The sequence below is a fragment of the Pseudomonas sp. VA159-2 genome, assembly GCF_024126635.1.
GTDB lineage: Bacteria > Pseudomonadota > Gammaproteobacteria > Pseudomonadales > Pseudomonadaceae > Aquipseudomonas > Aquipseudomonas muyukensis.
Window position 1 is genome coordinate 108,693 of the sequence record NZ_JAMYBV010000003.1, and the last position, 15,653, is coordinate 124,345.

Annotated in this window: 15 protein-coding genes; 6 read left to right on the forward strand and 9 right to left on the reverse strand. The window is 65.6% G+C overall.

The window, feature by feature from the left end; genetic code table 11:
• Nucleotides 1-3: 3 nt before the first annotated feature.
• Genes rsmB through def form a run of 3 tightly spaced genes read right to left on the reverse strand, consistent with a single transcriptional unit; the run spans nucleotide 4 to nucleotide 2,810 of the window.
• Complete coding sequence (gene rsmB / locus NJG22_RS04110; RefSeq protein ID WP_253092780.1) at nucleotides 4-1,314, reverse strand: 16S rRNA (cytosine(967)-C(5))-methyltransferase RsmB; 1,311 nt, start codon at nucleotides 1,312-1,314, stop codon at nucleotides 4-6.
• A complete protein-coding gene (gene fmt, locus NJG22_RS04115; protein ID WP_253092787.1) occupies nucleotides 1,311-2,243 on the reverse strand; it encodes a methionyl-tRNA formyltransferase in 933 nt (310 codons plus the stop codon). Before fmt ends, rsmB begins: the two co-directional genes overlap by 4 nt.
• Before the next feature lie 60 nt (nucleotides 2,244-2,303).
• Entirely contained in the window at nucleotides 2,304-2,810 is a 507-nt protein-coding gene (def, locus tag NJG22_RS04120; protein WP_038707094.1) for a peptide deformylase, read from the reverse strand.
• Nucleotides 2,811-3,017: 207 nt separating this feature from the next.
• On the opposite strand from def, the gene dprA reads away from it, so the two are divergent.
• Entirely contained in the window at nucleotides 3,018-4,115 is a 1,098-nt protein-coding gene (dprA, locus tag NJG22_RS04125) for a DNA-processing protein DprA (RefSeq protein ID WP_253092789.1), read from the forward strand.
• 39 nt (nucleotides 4,116-4,154) lie between these two features.
• On the forward strand, nucleotides 4,155-4,712 hold the full coding sequence (locus tag NJG22_RS04130) for an L-threonylcarbamoyladenylate synthase (protein WP_253092791.1): 558 nt from the start codon (nucleotides 4,155-4,157) through the stop codon (nucleotides 4,710-4,712).
• Between the two features lie 118 nt (nucleotides 4,713-4,830).
• Here the strand turns inward: NJG22_RS04130 and NJG22_RS04135 are convergent, their stop codons facing one another.
• Entirely contained in the window at nucleotides 4,831-5,808 is a 978-nt protein-coding gene (locus NJG22_RS04135) for an NADPH:quinone reductase (RefSeq protein ID WP_253092792.1), read from the reverse strand.
• 133 nt (nucleotides 5,809-5,941) lie between these two features.
• Here NJG22_RS04135 and hemF point away from each other — a divergent pair, with 133 nt between their 5' ends.
• A complete protein-coding gene (gene hemF / locus NJG22_RS04140) occupies nucleotides 5,942-6,853 on the forward strand; it encodes an oxygen-dependent coproporphyrinogen oxidase (protein ID WP_253092794.1) in 912 nt (303 codons plus the stop codon).
• 25 nt (nucleotides 6,854-6,878) lie between these two features.
• On the forward strand, nucleotides 6,879-7,703 hold the full coding sequence (gene aroE, locus NJG22_RS04145; protein ID WP_253092796.1) for a shikimate dehydrogenase: 825 nt from the start codon (nucleotides 6,879-6,881) through the stop codon (nucleotides 7,701-7,703).
• 125 nt (nucleotides 7,704-7,828) lie between these two features.
• Here aroE and NJG22_RS04150 read toward each other — a convergent pair whose 3' ends face one another.
• From NJG22_RS04150 to betC, 3 genes are all read right to left on the reverse strand, one after another.
• Nucleotides 7,829-9,394, reverse strand: coding sequence for a SulP family inorganic anion transporter (locus tag NJG22_RS04150; RefSeq protein WP_253092798.1), 1,566 nt, complete (start codon nucleotides 9,392-9,394; stop codon nucleotides 7,829-7,831).
• Nucleotides 9,395-9,531: 137 nt separating this feature from the next.
• A complete protein-coding gene (gene choX, locus NJG22_RS04155) occupies nucleotides 9,532-10,455 on the reverse strand; it encodes a choline ABC transporter substrate-binding protein (protein ID WP_253092800.1) in 924 nt (307 codons plus the stop codon).
• 14 nt (nucleotides 10,456-10,469) lie between these two features.
• Complete coding sequence (betC, locus tag NJG22_RS04160; RefSeq protein ID WP_253092802.1) at nucleotides 10,470-11,987, reverse strand: choline-sulfatase; 1,518 nt, start codon at nucleotides 11,985-11,987, stop codon at nucleotides 10,470-10,472.
• A 108-nt stretch (nucleotides 11,988-12,095) separates the two neighbouring features.
• Between betC and NJG22_RS04165 the strand changes: the two genes are divergently transcribed.
• Entirely contained in the window at nucleotides 12,096-12,995 is a 900-nt protein-coding gene (locus NJG22_RS04165; RefSeq protein ID WP_253092805.1) for a LysR family transcriptional regulator, read from the forward strand.
• 176 nt (nucleotides 12,996-13,171) lie between these two features.
• The gene (locus tag NJG22_RS04170; protein WP_217851552.1) at nucleotides 13,172-13,504 is read left to right on the forward strand and encodes a DOPA 4,5-dioxygenase family protein; all 333 of its coding nucleotides are present in this window, start codon (nucleotides 13,172-13,174) and stop codon (nucleotides 13,502-13,504) included.
• 99 nt (nucleotides 13,505-13,603) lie between these two features.
• On the opposite strand, the gene trpA is transcribed toward NJG22_RS04170, so the two are convergent.
• Together trpA and trpB are read right to left on the reverse strand one after the other, a co-directional pair.
• The gene (trpA, locus tag NJG22_RS04175; protein WP_253092807.1) at nucleotides 13,604-14,413 is read right to left on the reverse strand and encodes a tryptophan synthase subunit alpha; all 810 of its coding nucleotides are present in this window, start codon (nucleotides 14,411-14,413) and stop codon (nucleotides 13,604-13,606) included.
• On the reverse strand, nucleotides 14,410-15,627 hold the full coding sequence (gene trpB, locus NJG22_RS04180; protein ID WP_253092810.1) for a tryptophan synthase subunit beta: 1,218 nt from the start codon (nucleotides 15,625-15,627) through the stop codon (nucleotides 14,410-14,412). The genes trpA and trpB overlap by 4 nt, the downstream gene beginning before the upstream one ends.
• Nucleotides 15,628-15,653: the final 26 nt, after the last annotated feature.

Below are 15,653 nucleotides of genomic sequence, written 5' to 3' on the forward strand. Positions count from 1 at the left end.
TTCTTATCCGCGTGAAGCGGCGATCTTGATCAGCTTGGCATAGTAGAAACCGTCATGGCCGCCTTCCTGGGCCAACAGCTGGCGGCCGTGGGGTTGGCGCAGGCCGGCTTCGGTGGCCAGGTCCAGCTCGCGGGCACCGGGGGTGCGGGCGAGGAAGGCGTCGATCACTTCGGTGTTCTCGGTCGGCAGGCTCGAGCAGGTGGCATACAGCAGCATGCCGCCCACCTCCAGCGTTGGCCACAGGGCATCGAGCAGTTCGCCCTGCAGCGTGGCCAGGGCCGGGATGTCGTCGGCCTGGCGGGTCAGCTTGATGTCCGGGTGGCGGCGGATCACGCCGGTGGCCGAGCACGGGGCGTCGAGCAGGATGCGCTGGAACGGCTTGCCGTCCCACCAGCTGGCGGTGTCGCGGGCGTCGCAGGCGATCAGTTCGGCATCCAGCTGCAGGCGCTCGAGGTTCTCGCGCACGCGGGTCAGGCGCTTGGCCTCGAGGTCGATGGCGGTCATGTGGGCCAGGCCCGGTTCGGCTTCGAGCAGGTGGCAGGTCTTGCCGCCGGGGGCGCAGCAGGCGTCGAGCACGCGCTGGCCGGGGGCCAGTTCGAGCAGGTCGGCAGACAGCTGCGCCGCTTCGTCCTGGACACTGACCCAGCCTTCGGCAAAGCCCGGCAGCCCGCGCACGTCGCAGGCTTCGCCCAGGACGATACCGTCACGGCTGTACTGGCAGGCGCTGGCGCCAACGCCTGCCTCGGCCAGCAGTGCCAGGTAGGCATCGCGGCTGTGATGGCGGCGGTTGACCCGCAGGATCATCGGCGGGTGGGCGTTGTTGGCCGCGCAAATGGCTTCCCACTGCTCCGGCCAGAAGGCTTTGAGCGACTTTTGCAGCCAACGCGGGTGGGCGGTGCGCACCACCGGGTCGCGTTCCATGCCGGCGAGCAGTGCCTCGCCTTCGCGCTGGGCGCGGCGCAGCACGGCGTTGAGCAGGCCTTTGGCCCAAGGCTTTTTCAGCTTGTCGGCACAGCCGACGGTCTCGCCGATGGCCGCGTGGGCCGGAATGCGGGTGTAGAACAGCTGGTACAGGCCGACCAGCAGCAGCGCCTGCACATCGGCGTCGGCGGCCTTGAAGGGTTTTTGCAGCAGCTGCGCGGCCAGCAGGTCCAGGCGCGGCTGCCAGCGGGCGGTGCCGAAGGCCAGGTCCTGGGTCAGGCCACGGTCGCGTTCCTCGACCTTGTCCAGCTGCGCCGGCAGCGAGCTGTTCAGCGAAGCCTTGCCGCTGAGCACAGCGGCCAAGGCACGGGCGGCAGCCAGGCGCGGGTTCATTGGCCGAGCACCTTGCCACTGGCGAATTTCTCGCGGCGGCTGTTGAACAGGTCGGCGAAGTTCAGGGCCTTGCCGCCCGGCAGTTGCAGGCGGGTCAGGCTCAGGGCCTGGTCGCCGCAGGCGACCACCAGGCCATCTTTGCTGGCCGACAGGATTTCGCCAGGGGCGCCCTGGGCTGTGGACAAGTTGGCGGCGAGTACCTTCACGCTTTCGCCGTCCAGGGTGCTGTGGCACACCGGCCAGGGGTTGAAGGCACGGATCAGGCGTTCCAGCTCGACGGCCGGGCGGCTCCAGTCGATGCGCGCTTCGTCCTTGTTCAGCTTGTGCGCGTAGGTGGCCAGGGCATCGTCCTGGACTTCACCTAGCAGCGAACCGTCGGCCAGGCCGGCGATGGCCTGGATCACCGCAGGCGGGCCCATTTCGGCGAGGCGGTCGTGCAGGCTGCCGCCGGTGTCGTCGGCACTGATGGGGGTGACCACCTTGAGCAGCATCGGGCCGGTGTCCAGGCCGGCTTCCATGCGCATCACGGTCACGCCGCTTTCGGCGTCGCCGGCTTCGACGGCGCGCTGGATCGGCGCCGCACCGCGCCAGCGTGGCAGCAAGGATGCGTGGCTGTTGATGCAGCCCAGACGCGGGATGTCGAGTACCGCTTGCGGCAGGATCAGGCCGTAGGCAACCACCACCATCAGGTCGGGCTTGAGCGCGGCCAGTTCGGCCTGGGCGTCGGCGTTGCGCAGGGTTGGTGGCTGGAACACCGGGATGTCATGGGCCACGGCCAACTGCTTGACCGGGCTCGGCATGAGCTTCTGACCACGGCCGGCAGGGCGGTCGGGCTGGGTGTAGACGGCCACGATCTCGTACGGGCTGTCGAGCAGGGCCTTGAGGTGTTCGGCGGCAAACTCTGGAGTGCCAGCAAAGACGATGCGCATGGTGTTCTCGCTGCAAAAAAGAAAAAGGCTTGCCGGAGCAAGCCTTCTGGAAGGTGGGGATCAGGCTTGCTGGCGGTGCTGCTTTTCCAGCTTTTTCTTGATCCGGTCACGTTTGAGCTGCGACAGGTAGTCGACGAACAGCTTGCCGTTGAGGTGATCGAACTCGTGCTGCACGCACACGGCCAGCAGGCCTTCGCATTCCAGTTCGTAGGGCTTGCCGTCGCGGTCCTGGGCCTTGACCCGCACACGCAGGGGGCGGTCGACGTTCTCGTAGAAGCCCGGCACCGACAGGCAGCCTTCCTGGTACTGGCCCATGTCGTGGGTCAGCTCCTCGACGCTGGGGTTGATGAAGACGCGCGGTTCGCTGCGGTCTTCGCTCAGGTCCATCACCACCACTTGCTGGTGCACGTTGACCTGGGTCGCGGCCAGGCCGATGCCAGGGGCTTCGTACATGGTTTCGAACATGTCGTCGATCAACTGGCGCAGGGCGTCGTCAAACACCGTTACCGGTTTGGCAATGGTACGCAGGCGCGGGTCTGGAAATTCGAGGATGTTCAAGATGGCCATAGGGTCAGGCAGTCACTGTGCGGTCGGTTGAAAACTGAGCACACATAATAAAGGGAATCGGGGCGTTCGGCACCTGGGAAAGCTCGACTAGGGTCTCTATGGGCTTGATAGCTGCCATTTCATGGACAGCTTTTCAAAGTATTACCCACAAAGTTATCCACAGGATGCGCCACGCCAGTGGCCCCGTTTTGGTCAAGGAAGATTCCCATGAGCACTGTCCATTCGTCGCCTTGTCCGCCAGCTGAACTGGAAGCGCGACTGCGTCTGCATCGTCTTCCGGATATTGGCTTGCGACGCTTTCACACCCTGATCGAAGCCTTTGGCAGTGCCTCGTCGGCGCTCAGCGCACCGGCCAGCGCGTGGCGTTCGCTGGGGCTGTCGGCAGCCAGTATAGATGCCCGGCGCAGTGCGCAAGTGCGTGACGGGGCTTTGGCTGCAATGGCCTGGCTAGAGCGTCCGGGCCAGCATTTACTGATGTGGGACCGGCCTGGCTACCCGGCGTTGCTGGGCGAAATCGACGACCCGCCGCCACTGTTGTTCGTCGCGGGCGACCCCGCCTTGTTGGAGCGTCCGCAACTGGCGATCGTGGGCAGCAGGCGTGCTTCAGCACCGGCGCTGGATACCGCAGGGGCCTTTTCCCGTTGTCTGTCCCAGGCCGGATTCGTCATCACCAGCGGCCTTGCCGTGGGCGTCGACGGTGCCGCTCATCGGGGCGCGCTGACGGTCGGCGGGCAGACTGTCGCGGTGCTCGGCACGGGTTTGCAAAAATTTTATCCACAGCGCCATCGCGAGTTGGCCAGGACGATTCTCGACAGGGGCAGCGCCCTGGTTTCCGAGTACCCACTGGATGCCGGGCCGCTGGCCGGCAACTTCCCCCGGCGCAACCGCATCATCAGCGGCCTGTCGCTGGGCGTGCTGGTGGTCGAGGCCAGTCTTGCCAGCGGTTCGCTGATCACTGCGCGGCTGGCGGCCGAGCAAGGGCGGGAGGTGTATGCGATCCCCGGGTCCATCCACCACCCCGGCGCCAAGGGCTGCCACCAGCTGATCCGCGACGGCGCGCTACTGGTGGAAAGCGTGGAACAGATCCTCGACAGCTTGCGCGGCTGGCAGAACCTGCCGCCGGCGCCTGTGGGTAATCCCCGGCATCCGCTGCTGGCCCTGCTGCATGCCGCGCCGCATACCAGCGAGGGCCTGGCCCACAGCAGTGGCAAGCCGTTGGCCGAGGTGCTGGCCAGCCTCACCGAGCTGGAGCTCGAAGGCCGGGTGAGCAATGAAGCCGGGCGTTGGTTTGCCCGTTCCGGCTAAGTACACTGCGCACACGGCGTTTATGCGGAGAGACGGAAAATGGTGAGCAGTTGGCGTGTGCAACAAGCCGCGCGTGAGGTGAAGGCGGGTGCGGTGATCGCCTATCCGACGGAAGCGGTCTGGGGCCTGGGCTGCGACCCGTGGAACGAGGACGCGGTGTACCGCCTGCTGGCGCTCAAGTCGCGGCCTGTGGATAAAGGCCTGATCCTGATCGCCGACAACATTCGCCAGTTCGACTTTTTGTTCGAGGATTTCCCCCAGGACTGGATCGACCGCATGGCGGCCACTTGGCCTGGGCCGAATACCTGGCTGGTGCCGCACCAGGACCTGCTGCCCGAGTGGGTCACCGGCCATCACGACACCGTGGCGCTGCGGGTCAGCGACCATCCGCAGGTGCGCGAGCTGTGCGCGCTGGTGGGGCCGCTGATTTCCACCTCCTGCAACCCGGCCGGGCGCCCGGCGGCCAAGAGCCGCTTGCGGGTGGAGCAGTATTTCCATGGGCAGGTGGACCTGGTGCTCGGTGGGGCGCTGGGTGGGCGCAAGAACCCTAGCGTGATTCGCAATCTGGTGACGGGCGAGGTTGTGCGTCCGGGTTGATACCGCTGGCGAGGGCTTCGCCCTCGTTTCGCGACACAAGGCCGCTCCTACAGGCAATCGCGATCCCTTGTAGGAGCGGCCTTGTGTCGCGAAAGGGCTGCGCAGCAGCCCCAGAGCCTCAAGGCAGAAGCACAGTCGAGCCAACGGTCCGCCGCGCCGACAACTCTGCCTGCGCCTTGGCCGCCTCGCTCAACGGATACCGCTGCTGGATATCCACAACCAGCTTGCCACTGGCGATCGTCGCGAACAGGTCATCGGCCATGGCCTGGGTGTTCTCGGCATTGTTGGCATAGCTGCCCAGTGTTGGCCGGGTGACATACAACGACCCCTTCTGTGCCAGGACACCCAGGTTCACCCCGGTTACCGCGCCGGAGGCATTGCCGAAGCTCACCAGCAACCCGCGCGGCCTCAGGCAATCCAGCGAAGTCAGCCAGGTATCGGCCCCCACGCCGTCATACACCACCGCGCACTTTTGCCCGTCGGTCAGTTCCAGCACGCGCTGGGCGACATCTTCATGGCTGTAGTCGATGGTCGCCCAAGCCCCGAGTGCCTTGGCCCGCTCGGCCTTCTCGGGAGAACTCACGGTACCGATCAACTTGGCCCCCAGCGCCCTGGCCCACTGGCAAGCCAGCGACCCCACGCCACCGGCGGCGGCATGGAACAGCACGAAATCACCCGGTTGCACGGCGTAGGTCTGCTTGAGCAAATACTGCGTGGTCAGCCCCTTGAGCATCACCGCCGCCGCCTGTTCGCAGCTGATCGCCTCGGGCAGCTTCACCAGGTTGGCCTCCGGCAGCGTATGCACCTCGCTGTAGGCGCCCAGCGGCCCACCGGCATAGGCCACGCGGTCGCCGACCTTGATGCGCGTGACGCCTTCACCTACCGCCTCGACCACCCCAGCCGCCTCGGTGCCCAGCCCGGAAGGCAGAGACGGCGGCGCATACAGCCCGCTGCGAAAATAGGTATCGATGAAATTCAGCCCGATCGCCTGGTTACGCACCCGCACCTGCTGCGGGCCGGGCGGTGCCGGCTCGAACTCCACCAGTTGCAACACTTCCGGGCCGCCATGCTGGCTGAACTGGATACGCTTGGCCATCACACACTCCTGTCGTCGCGGGTCGCAAAGGGTCTTCTATCGGACGCCTTTGCTTGATCGCCGTCAACTGCGACGCGGGCTCGCCCGGTGGTATGCTACGCGGCGAATTTCCCCGCTCCTTCCAGGTGACCCGATGACCAGCCGCACCGAGGCCGTAAAAGCCTACCTGCTCGACCTGCAAGACCGCATCTGCACTGCCCTCGAAAACGAAGACGGCGGCGCCCGCTTCGTCGAGGATGCCTGGGTGCGCGATGCCGGTGGCGGTGGTCGCACGCGGGTGATCGGCGAGGGCAAGGTGATCGAGAAAGGCGGGGTCAACTTCTCCCACGTGTTCGGCGCCGGCCTGCCGCCGTCGGCCAGTGCCCACCGCCCGGAACTGGCGGGCCGTGGCTTCGAGGCCCTGGGCGTGTCGTTGGTGATCCACCCGCACAACCCGCATGTACCGACTTCCCACGCCAACGTGCGCTTTTTCATCGCCGAGAAGGAAGGTGAAGAGGCGGTATGGTGGTTCGGCGGCGGCTTCGACCTGACCCCGTACTACGGTAACGAGGAAGACTGCGTGCACTGGCACCGCGTGGCCGAGCAGGCCTGCGCGCCGTTCGGCGCCGATGTGTACCCGCGCTACAAGGCCTGGTGCGACCGCTACTTCCACCTCAAACACCGTGGCGAGCCGCGGGGTATCGGCGGGCTGTTCTTCGACGACCTGAACGAATGGGGCTTCGACACCTGCTTCGCCTTCATCCGTGCCATCGGCGATGCCTATGTCGACGCCTACCTGCCGATCATCCAGCGCCGCAAGGGCACCCCGTACACCCCGGCGCAGCGTGAGTTCCAGGAATACCGCCGTGGCCGCTACGTGGAGTTCAACCTGGTCTACGACCGTGGCACCCTGTTCGGCCTGCAGTCCGGTGGCCGCACCGAGTCGATCCTGATGTCGCTGCCGCCGCAAGTGCGCTGGGGCTACGACTGGAAAGCCGAGCCTGGCAGCGAGGAAGCGCGCCTGACCGACTACTTTCTGCAGGACCGCGACTGGCTCGCCCAGTAAGCCTGTGGATAATCGAGGAGCTCCCATGGACCAGTACGTCGTATTCGGCAACCCCATCGGCCACAGCAAGTCGCCGTTGATCCACCGTCTGTTCGCCGACCAGACCGGCGAGGACCTGGAGTACGCCACCCTGCTGGCGCCGCTGGACGAGTTCAGCGACTGCGCCACAGGCTTCTTCAAGCAAGGTAGCGGTGCCAATGTCACGGTGCCGTTCAAGGAAGAGGCCTATCGCCTGTGCGACAGCCTCACGCCGCGCGCTCAGCGTGCCGGCGCGGTGAACACCCTGACCAAGCTGGCCGACGGCACCCTGCAAGGCGACAACACCGACGGTGCGGGGTTGGTGCGTGACCTGACGGTGAATGCCGGGGTGACTTTAGCCGGCAAGCGCATCCTCATCCTCGGTGCTGGTGGCGCGGTTCGCGGCGTGCTCGAGCCGATCCTGGCGCACAACCCGCAATCCCTGGTGATTGCTAACCGTACCGTGGAAAAGGCCGAGCAGCTGGCGCGGGAGTTCGATGAGCTGGGGCCGGTGGTGGCCAGTGGGTTCAGCTGGTTGCAGGAGCCGGTGGACGTGATCATCAACGCTACCTCGGCGAGCCTGGCTGGCGAGTTGCCGCCGATTGCCGACAGCCTGGTCGAGGCGGGGCGCACCGTTTGCTACGACATGATGTATGGCAAGGAGCCGACGCCGTTCTGCCAGTGGGCCAGCAAGCTGGGTGCGGTAAAGGTGCTGGACGGGCTGGGGATGCTCGCCGAGCAGGCGGCCGAGGCGTTCTTTATCTGGCGGGGGGTGCGTCCGGACACAGCGCCTGTGCTGGATGAGCTGCGCAGACAACTCGCTCGGGCTTGAGATTGCTGGGGCCGCTTTGCGGCCCTTTCGCGACGCAAGGCCGCTCCTACAGGGGACCGCGTTCTCTTCGTGGGAGCGGCCTTGCGTCGCGAAAGGGCTGCAAAGCAGCCCCAGGATCTGAAAGGTCAATCATTGAACCGGATCGGACACAGCTCCACCCCTTCCAGCTTCTGTAAGTCCTCGATCACCTGCGGCCGTGCCCGGTGCAGCGTAAGGCTGCCGCCAAGGCGTATCATCCGTCGCGCTTCGCGGTGCAACATATCCACACCCGAGTAATCGATGAAGTTCACTTGCCGCGCGTCGATCACTACATGTGGCCCCTTGCAGCGTTGCAGGCGTACCTGCAGGTAATGCGCCGCGCCGAAAAAGATCGACCCGCCCACTCGCAACACGTCTGCGTCCCCTTCCCGGCTCTGCTGCACCCGTGGCCGTGAAGTGCGCTTGAGGTAGAAGAACAGCGAAGCCAGCACCCCGGCATAGATCGCCGTCTGCAGCGCCAGCAGCAGCGTCGCCGCCGCTGTCAGGGCCATTACCAGGAACTCCGAGCGACTGACCCGGAACAACGCGCGAATGCCGCGATGGTCCACCAGCCCCCAGCAGATCAGCAGGATGCTGCCCGCCATCGCCGGGATCGGCAGGTGGGCGATCAGCCCGGCACCGCTCATCGCGAACAACGCCACCCACAAGGCGGAGAACACGCCGGCCAGTGGCGAGCGGGCCCCGGCGTCATAGCTCAGCCCCGAGCGGGTGAACGAGCCGGACGACAGGTAGCCGGAGAAGCACGCGCCGACAATGTTCGACAGGCCCTGGGCGCGGATTTCCTGGTCGGCGTCGATCAGTTGCTCGGAGCGCGCGGACAGGGAACGGGCGATGGACAGGCTGGTGACCAACCCGAGCATGCCGACAGCCACGGCACTGGGCAGCAGGCGCAGTATCAATTCCACATCGAGTAACGGCAGTGGGCTGAGCGGTGGCAACTGGCCGACGAAAGCGGGTACGCGCGGTACATGGCCGAACACGCCGGGCAACAGCCAGGCTGCCAGGCTCACCAGCAGCAGACTTATCAACAGGCCCGGCCAGCGTCGGCGCCACAGCTTCAACACCACGCCGATCGCCAGGGTGCTCAGTCCAAGAACCAGCGATGGCATATCCACCTCGCCAACATGGCCAGCTAATTCCTGCACGGTTTTCAGCGCCGTGGCCTGGCTTGGCAGGTCCAGGCCCAACAGGTTGGGCAGTTGCCCCAGCGCGATGACGACGGCGGCACCGAGGGTGAAGCCCAGCACCACCGAGTGGGAAACGAAATTGACCAGCGCGCCGAAGCGCAGCAGCCCCAGCAAGAGTTGGAAGATACCGCCGAGAAAGGTCAGCAGCAGCACCAGGGTCAGGTAGTCGGCGCTACCGGCCACGGCCAGTGGGCTGATGCTGGCGTAGACGACAATGGAGATGGCGGCGGTGGGGCCACAGATCAGGTGCCAGGACGAGCCCCACAGGCAGGCCACCAGCACCGGCACGATGGCGGCGTACAGGCCGTACTCGGCGGGCAGGCCGGCGATCAGGGCATAGGCGATCGATTGCGGCAGGGCGAGGATGGCGCCGCTCAAGCCCACCAGCAGGTCCTGACGCAGGCTGCGGGCCGATTGGCGGGGCAGCCAGGTGAGGAAGGGTAGCAGGTGGTGGAGACGAGGCATGCGTCATTCCTGTTGAGTAGCGCTGGCGAGGGCCTTGCCCTCGTTTCGCGACATACAGAAAACCGCGAACTCCTGTAGGAGCGGCCTTGTGTCGCGAAAGGGCCGCAAAGCGGCCCCGGCAGCCTAACAGACAAAAATCAGAGTTTGGCTTTGACCGTTTCTGCTGCATCCCCGCCAGCTTTGGTGGTCACGCCTGCGAGCCAACCATCCAGCACCTGTGGATGGGCCTTCACCCAACCCTTGGCCGCCTCATCGAAGCTCACCTTCTTATCCACGACCTCGGCCATGATGCTGTTCTCCATCTCCAGCGAAAACTGCAAATTGCCCAGCAGCTTTGCCGCATTCGGGCACGCTTGTGGATAACCTTTGCGGGTCAGTGTATACACCTCGCCCGTGCTGCCGAACCACTGTTCCCCACCCGTGAGGTAATGCATGTTCAGCTTCACGTTCATCGGGTGCGGGGTCCAGCCGAGGAAGGTGATGAACTGCTGCTTCTTCACCGCCCGGTCCACCTGCGCCAGCATCGCCTGCTCGCTGGATTCCACCAGCTTCCATTGGCCCAGGTCGAACTCGCCTTTTTCGATGATCTCTTTCAGCGACAGGTTGGCCGGTGCGCCGGAGCCTATGCCGTAGAGCTTCTTGTCGAACTTGTCGGCGTACTTGTGCAGGTCGGCGAAGTCCTTCACGCCCGCGTTCCATACATAGTCGGGCACCGCCAGGGTGAACTCGGTGCCTTCCAGGTTCTTCGCCAACTGCTGCACATCGCCATTGGCGATGAACTTGTCATGGAAGCCCTGGTGCGCCGGCATCCAGTTGCCGAGGAAGGCATCCACCCGGCCGTCCTTCAGGCCACCGTAGATGATCGGCACGGCCAGGCTGTCGATCTTCACCTGGTAACCCAGGCTTTCCAGGAGCAGGCGGGCGATGGCGTTGGTGCTGGCGATATCGCTCCAGCCGGGGTCGGCCAGTTTCACGGTGCTGCATTGCGCGTCGCTGTCGGCGGCGTGGGCCGTGCCCAGGCTCAGGGCCAGGGCGAGCACGGCGGTGGAGAACTTCTGCATGGCGGCCTCTCTTCTCAATCCAGGGGTGCGGGCTGTGGATAACGTGCCTTGCGCTCGAGGTCGTCGAGATCGATGTGGTTGCGCATGTACTGTTGGCTGGCGTCCACCAGCGGTTGGTGGTCCCAGCTTTTCAGCGTGCCGATGGCCAGCGCCTCGGCCACCAGGCGGCGGCGGCGCTGGCTGGCCAGCACCTGCTGGCGCAGGCTGGGGATGTCCCAGCGCTGGCGGGCTTCATCGACAAATGCCTGCAGCAGCGCCTGATGATCCGGGCTGCCGGTGAGGTTCTCCCGCTCGTGCGGGTCGCGGCTCAGGTCGTAGAGTAAACAGGGGTCGTCCTCGCTGTACATGAACTTGTACGCGCCTCGGCGGATCATCATCAGCGGGCCGACGGTGCCTTCGGCCATGTATTCGCCGATCACCTCGTCATGGCCGCCTTGCCCTTGCAGGTGGCCGAGCAGCGAGCGACCGTCCAGGTGCAGTTGGTTGTCCACAGCACCTCCGGCGAGTTCGACCAGGGTTGGCAGCAGGTCGCAGGTGGACACGCTGGCGCTGACCCGGGCCGGCGCGAAGCGCTTGGGCGCGTGGACCAGCAGCGGCACCCGCGCCGACATCTCGAACCAGTGCATTTTGTACCAGAGCCCGCGCTCGCCAAGCATGTCGCCATGGTCGCCGGAGAAGACGATCAGGGTGTCGTCGGCCAGGCCACAGTCCTCAAGGGTCTGCAGCAGCTTGCCGATGTTGTCGTCGATGTAGCTGCAGGCGCCGAAGTAGGCGCGGCGGGCGTCGCGGATCTTGCCCACGGGCAGGGGCTTGTTCCACAGGTCGTAGACCTTCAGCAGGCGTTGCGAGTGCGGGTCCTGCTGGTCCTGGGCAATTTCCTCGCGCGGCAGCGGGATATCCACAGCCTCGTACCTATCCCAGTAGTGTTTGGGGATGGTGTAGGGGTCGTGGGGATGGGTCATGGACACGGTCAGGCAGAACGGCCGGCCATCGTCCTCGCGCACGTGGTCGTAAAGGTATTGGCGGGCCTTGAACACCACCTCCTCGTCGAAATCCAGCTGGTTGGTGCGCACGCAGGGGCCGGCCTGCAACACCGAGGACATGTTGTGGTACCAGCTCGGGCGCTCGCCCGGCGCATCCCAATTTACCGCCCAGCCGTAGTCGGCCGGGTAGATGTCGCTGGTCAGGCGCTGCTCGTAGCCGTGCAGCTGGTCTGGGCCGCAGAAGTGCATCTTGCCCGACAGCGCGGTGCGGTAGCCCAGGCGACGCAGGTAATGGGCGTAGGTTGGAATGTCGGCGGGAAAGTCGGCGGCGTTGTCGTAGGCGCCGATGCGGCTGGGCAACTGGCCGCTGACCAGGGTGAAGCGCGAGGGCGCGCACAGCGGGCTGTTGCAGTAGGCGGAGTCGAACACCACGGCCTGCTCGGCGAGGCGCGCCAGGTTGGGCATCTTGATCGGCGACGGGGTGTAGATCGGCAGCAACGGCGCGGCCATCTGGTCGGCCATGATGAACAGGATGTTGGGTTGCTTCATGGTGCCTTCCATCGTCGAGGGTTATGGGGAGCGCTTGCAATCCAGCATGGTGCTGTGGATAACGTGGGTAAAGCCCATGCCGGGCAATGACTGGGATTAGCCAAGCTTATGTTTGAGCACCTTGCCGATCTGTCCCTCGATGCCTTGCGCGTGTTCGAGTCCGCCGCGCGCTTGCGTAGCTTCACGGCTGCGGCCCTTGAGCTGGGCACAACCCAGCCGGCTGTGAGCCAGCAGGTCAAGCGCCTGGAGGCGCAACTGGGGACGCGTTTGTTCGACCGCATCTACCGGGGTATCGAGCTGACCGAAGCGGGCCAGCTGCTGTTCGAGCAGGTACATCAAGGGCTTCAGGCCATGGACGATGGTGTTGCCTTGGCCAGCGGGCGTGGTCAGCGCGAGGTGTTGCAGGTGGCTACTGACTTCGCGTTTGCCGCGTTCTGGCTGATGCCGCGTCTGCAGCGTTTCCACGAGGCTTATCCACAGGTGGATGTAAGCCTGGTGACCGGCGAGCGCAGCCAGGGGATGCTGCGCCCGGACATCGATGTGGCGGTGCTGTTTGGCGATGGACGCTTTCATCAGGGGGAGAGTCGCTGGTTGTTCGACGAGGAGGTTTTCCCGGTTTGCAGCCCACGGTTGACTCATGGCAAACCCTTGTCAGCCGTGGCTTTGCAACGATTGCCGTTGCTGCATCTGAAGGGTGAGCAGGCCAGTCGCTGGTTCGATTGGGCGGGGGTGTTTCGTGGTCTTGGTGTGGACAGCCCTCCTCCGTCCGGGCAACTGCGGTTCGATAACTACACGCTGCTGATTCAGGCTGCGATTGCCGGGCAAGGAGTGGCGATTGGCTGGGCGCACTTGGTTGATGGGCTAGTCGAGCAGGGGTTGTTGTGCCGGCCCATGGAGGGCAGCTTACGGTCGGCGCGCGGGTATTACGTGGTGCTGCCGCCGCGCAAACGGCGCGGGGCGCTGATCCAGCGCTTCGTCGACTGGCTGGAGCAGGAGCGTGGCCGATGAGCGGCGCTGTCTGTAGGAGCGGCCTTGTGTCGCGAAAGGGCTGCGCAGCAGCCCCAGATTTCAGCATTCCTGCAACATTGCCGGGGCTGCTTCGCGGCCCTTTCGCGACACAAGGCCGCTCCTACAGGGATGGCGTAGACTTCAAGATGTTCGCATGACTGCAATCAGGAGCCACCGTGCAAAGGATCAAGGGCTATCACGCCCACGTGTACTACGACGCATCGACCATGCAGCAGGCCCGCGAGCTGTGCGAGGAAGCGGCGCGGCTGTTCCCCGTGACCATGGGGCGCATGCACCAGAAACCCGTCGGGCCACACCCGGACTGGAGCTGCCAGCTGGCCTTCGGGCCGGAGGTGGTGGGGGTGGTGTTGCCGTGGTTGGCGTTGTATCGCAAGGGGCTAGTGGTGTTCCTGCACCCGGAAACCGGCGATGAGCTGGCGGATCACCGCGATCATGCGATCTGGATGGGGGCGATCAGGCCGTTGGACCTGTCGATATTCGAAGGTTAGGTTGCGCCGGCTGGCGTTGTTCGCCGGCAAGGCCGGCTCCTACAAGGGATCGTCGTAACCTGTAGGAGCCGGCTTTGCCGGCGAACAAGGCGACGCGGATCAGGCCCGAGCGGCGCGTACGCCTTCGGCCAGCGTCGAGCACAGGCTCAGCACATCCTGCACCGCCTGGTCGGCATCCTTGGCCTGGGCGATCTTGTCGACCAGCGCCGAACCGACCACCACGCCATCGGCCAGACGGGCAATGGCGGCGGCCTGCTCAGGCGTGCGGATACCAAAGCCAACGCTGATCGGCAGGTCGGTATGCCGGCGCAGGCGGGCAATGGCCTGGGTCACATGCTCGGTGGTCGCCGAACCCGCACCGGTCACGCCGGCCACCGACACGTAGTAGACGAACCCGGAGCTGCGCTCAAGGACGCGTGGCAGGCGCGCATCGTCGGTGGTCGGGGTGGTCAGGCGGATGAAGTCGATGCCGGCGGCCTGGGCCGGGGTGGCCAGCTCGGCGTCGTGCTCCGGTGGCAGGTCGACGATGATCAGGCCATCGACGCCGGCCTCTTGTGCCTCGGCGACGAACCGCTCCACGCCGAAACGGTGGATCGGGTTGTAGTAACCCATCAGCACGATCGGCGTGGCCTGGTTATCCACACGGAATTCGCGAACCATCCGCAGGGTCTTGGCCAGGGTCTGGCCGGCTTCCAGGGCACGCAGGGTGGCGAGCTGGATTGCCACGCCGTCGGCCATCGGATCGGTGAACGGCATGCCCAGCTCGATCACGTCGGCGCCAGCGGCCGGCAGGCCCTTGAGGATCTGCAGCGAGGCGTCGTAGCCCGGGTCGCCGGCGGTGACGAAGGTGACCAGGGCCGAGCGGCCTTCGGCCTTGAGTTCGGCGAAGCGTTGTTCGAGACGGCTCATGCCTGTTTCTCCTGGGCGGCCATGTGGTTCATCACGGTTTGCATGTCCTTGTCGCCGCGACCGGACAGGCAGATCACCATCAGGTGGTCCTTGGGCAGCTTCGGCGCGCGCTTGATCGCCTCGGCCAGGGCGTGGGAGCTCTCCAGCGCCGGGATGATGCCTTCCAGGCGGCAGGTGGCGTGGAAGGCATCCAGCGCCTCGTCGTCGGTGATGCTGACGTACTCCACGCGCTTCACTTCGTGCAGGTAGGCGTGCTCCGGGCCGATGCCGGGGTAGTCCAGGCCTGCGGAAATCGAGTGGGCGTCGGTGATCTGGCCGTCGTCGTCCTGCAGCAGGTAGGTGCGGTTGCCGTGCAGCACGCCGGGCACGCCGCCGTTCAGGCTGGCCGCGTGCTTGTCGGTGTGCACGCCGTGGCCACCGGCTTCGACGCCGATGATCTGCACGCTGGCATCATCGAGGAAGTCGTGGAACAGGCCCATGGCGTTGGAGCCGCCGCCGACGCAGGCGATCAGGCTGTCGGGCAGGCGCCCTTCCTTCTCCTGCAACTGGGCGCGGGTTTCCTTGCCGATGATCGACTGGAAGTCGCGGACCATCGCCGGGTACGGGTGTGGACCGGCCACGGTGCCGATCAGGTAGAAGGTGTCGTCGACGTTGGTGACCCAGTCGCGCAGGGCCTCGTTCATGGCGTCCTTGAGAGTGCCTGTGCCGGCAGTGACCGGGACGATCTCGGCACCCAGCAGCTTCATGCGGAACACGTTGGCCTGCTGGCGCTCGATGTCGGTGGCGCCCATGTAGATCACGCAGGGCAGGCCGAAGCGCGCGGCCACGGTGGCGGTGGCCACGCCGTGCATGCCGGCGCCGGTCTCGGCGATCAGGCGCTTCTTGCCCATGCGCTTGGCCAGCAGCACCTGGCCGATGCAGTTGTTCACCTTGTGCGCGCCGGTGTGGTTGAGCTCTTCACGCTTGAAGAAGATCTTCGCGCCGCCGCAGTGCTCGGTCAGGCGCTCGGCGAAGTACAGCGGGTTGGGGCGGCCGATGTAGTCGCGCTGGAAGTAGGCCAGGTCCTCGAGGAACTTGGGGTCGGCCTTGGCGGCTTCGTATTCGCGGGCCAGGTCGAGCACCAGCGGCATCAGGGTTTCGGCCACGTAGCGGCCGCCGAACGAGCCGAACAGGCCGTTGGCATCAGGGCCGGCGCGGTATTGGGTCTGGGTCATGGGGCGCTCCGTAGACATAGTCGATA

Coding starts and splice junctions, on each gene's coding strand:
- rsmB (WP_253092780.1), bottom strand. CDS start 1,314: ATGAACCCGCGCCTGGCTGCCGCCCGTGCCTTGGCCGCTGTGCTCAGC.
- fmt (WP_253092787.1), bottom strand. CDS start 2,243: ATGCGCATCGTCTTTGCTGGCACTCCAGAGTTTGCCGCCGAACACCTC.
- def (WP_038707094.1), bottom strand. CDS start 2,810: ATGGCCATCTTGAACATCCTCGAATTTCCAGACCCGCGCCTGCGTACC.
- dprA (WP_253092789.1), top strand. CDS start 3,018: ATGAGCACTGTCCATTCGTCGCCTTGTCCGCCAGCTGAACTGGAAGCG.
- NJG22_RS04130 (WP_253092791.1), top strand. CDS start 4,155: ATGGTGAGCAGTTGGCGTGTGCAACAAGCCGCGCGTGAGGTGAAGGCG.
- NJG22_RS04135 (WP_253092792.1), bottom strand. CDS start 5,808: ATGGCCAAGCGTATCCAGTTCAGCCAGCATGGCGGCCCGGAAGTGTTG.
- hemF (WP_253092794.1), top strand. CDS start 5,942: ATGACCAGCCGCACCGAGGCCGTAAAAGCCTACCTGCTCGACCTGCAA.
- aroE (WP_253092796.1), top strand. CDS start 6,879: ATGGACCAGTACGTCGTATTCGGCAACCCCATCGGCCACAGCAAGTCG.
- NJG22_RS04150 (WP_253092798.1), bottom strand. CDS start 9,394: ATGCCTCGTCTCCACCACCTGCTACCCTTCCTCACCTGGCTGCCCCGC.
- choX (WP_253092800.1), bottom strand. CDS start 10,455: ATGCAGAAGTTCTCCACCGCCGTGCTCGCCCTGGCCCTGAGCCTGGGC.
- betC (WP_253092802.1), bottom strand. CDS start 11,987: ATGAAGCAACCCAACATCCTGTTCATCATGGCCGACCAGATGGCCGCG.
- NJG22_RS04165 (WP_253092805.1), top strand. CDS start 12,096: ATGTTTGAGCACCTTGCCGATCTGTCCCTCGATGCCTTGCGCGTGTTC.
- trpA (WP_253092807.1), bottom strand. CDS start 14,413: ATGAGCCGTCTCGAACAACGCTTCGCCGAACTCAAGGCCGAAGGCCGC.
- trpB (WP_253092810.1), bottom strand. CDS start 15,627: ATGACCCAGACCCAATACCGCGCCGGCCCTGATGCCAACGGCCTGTTC.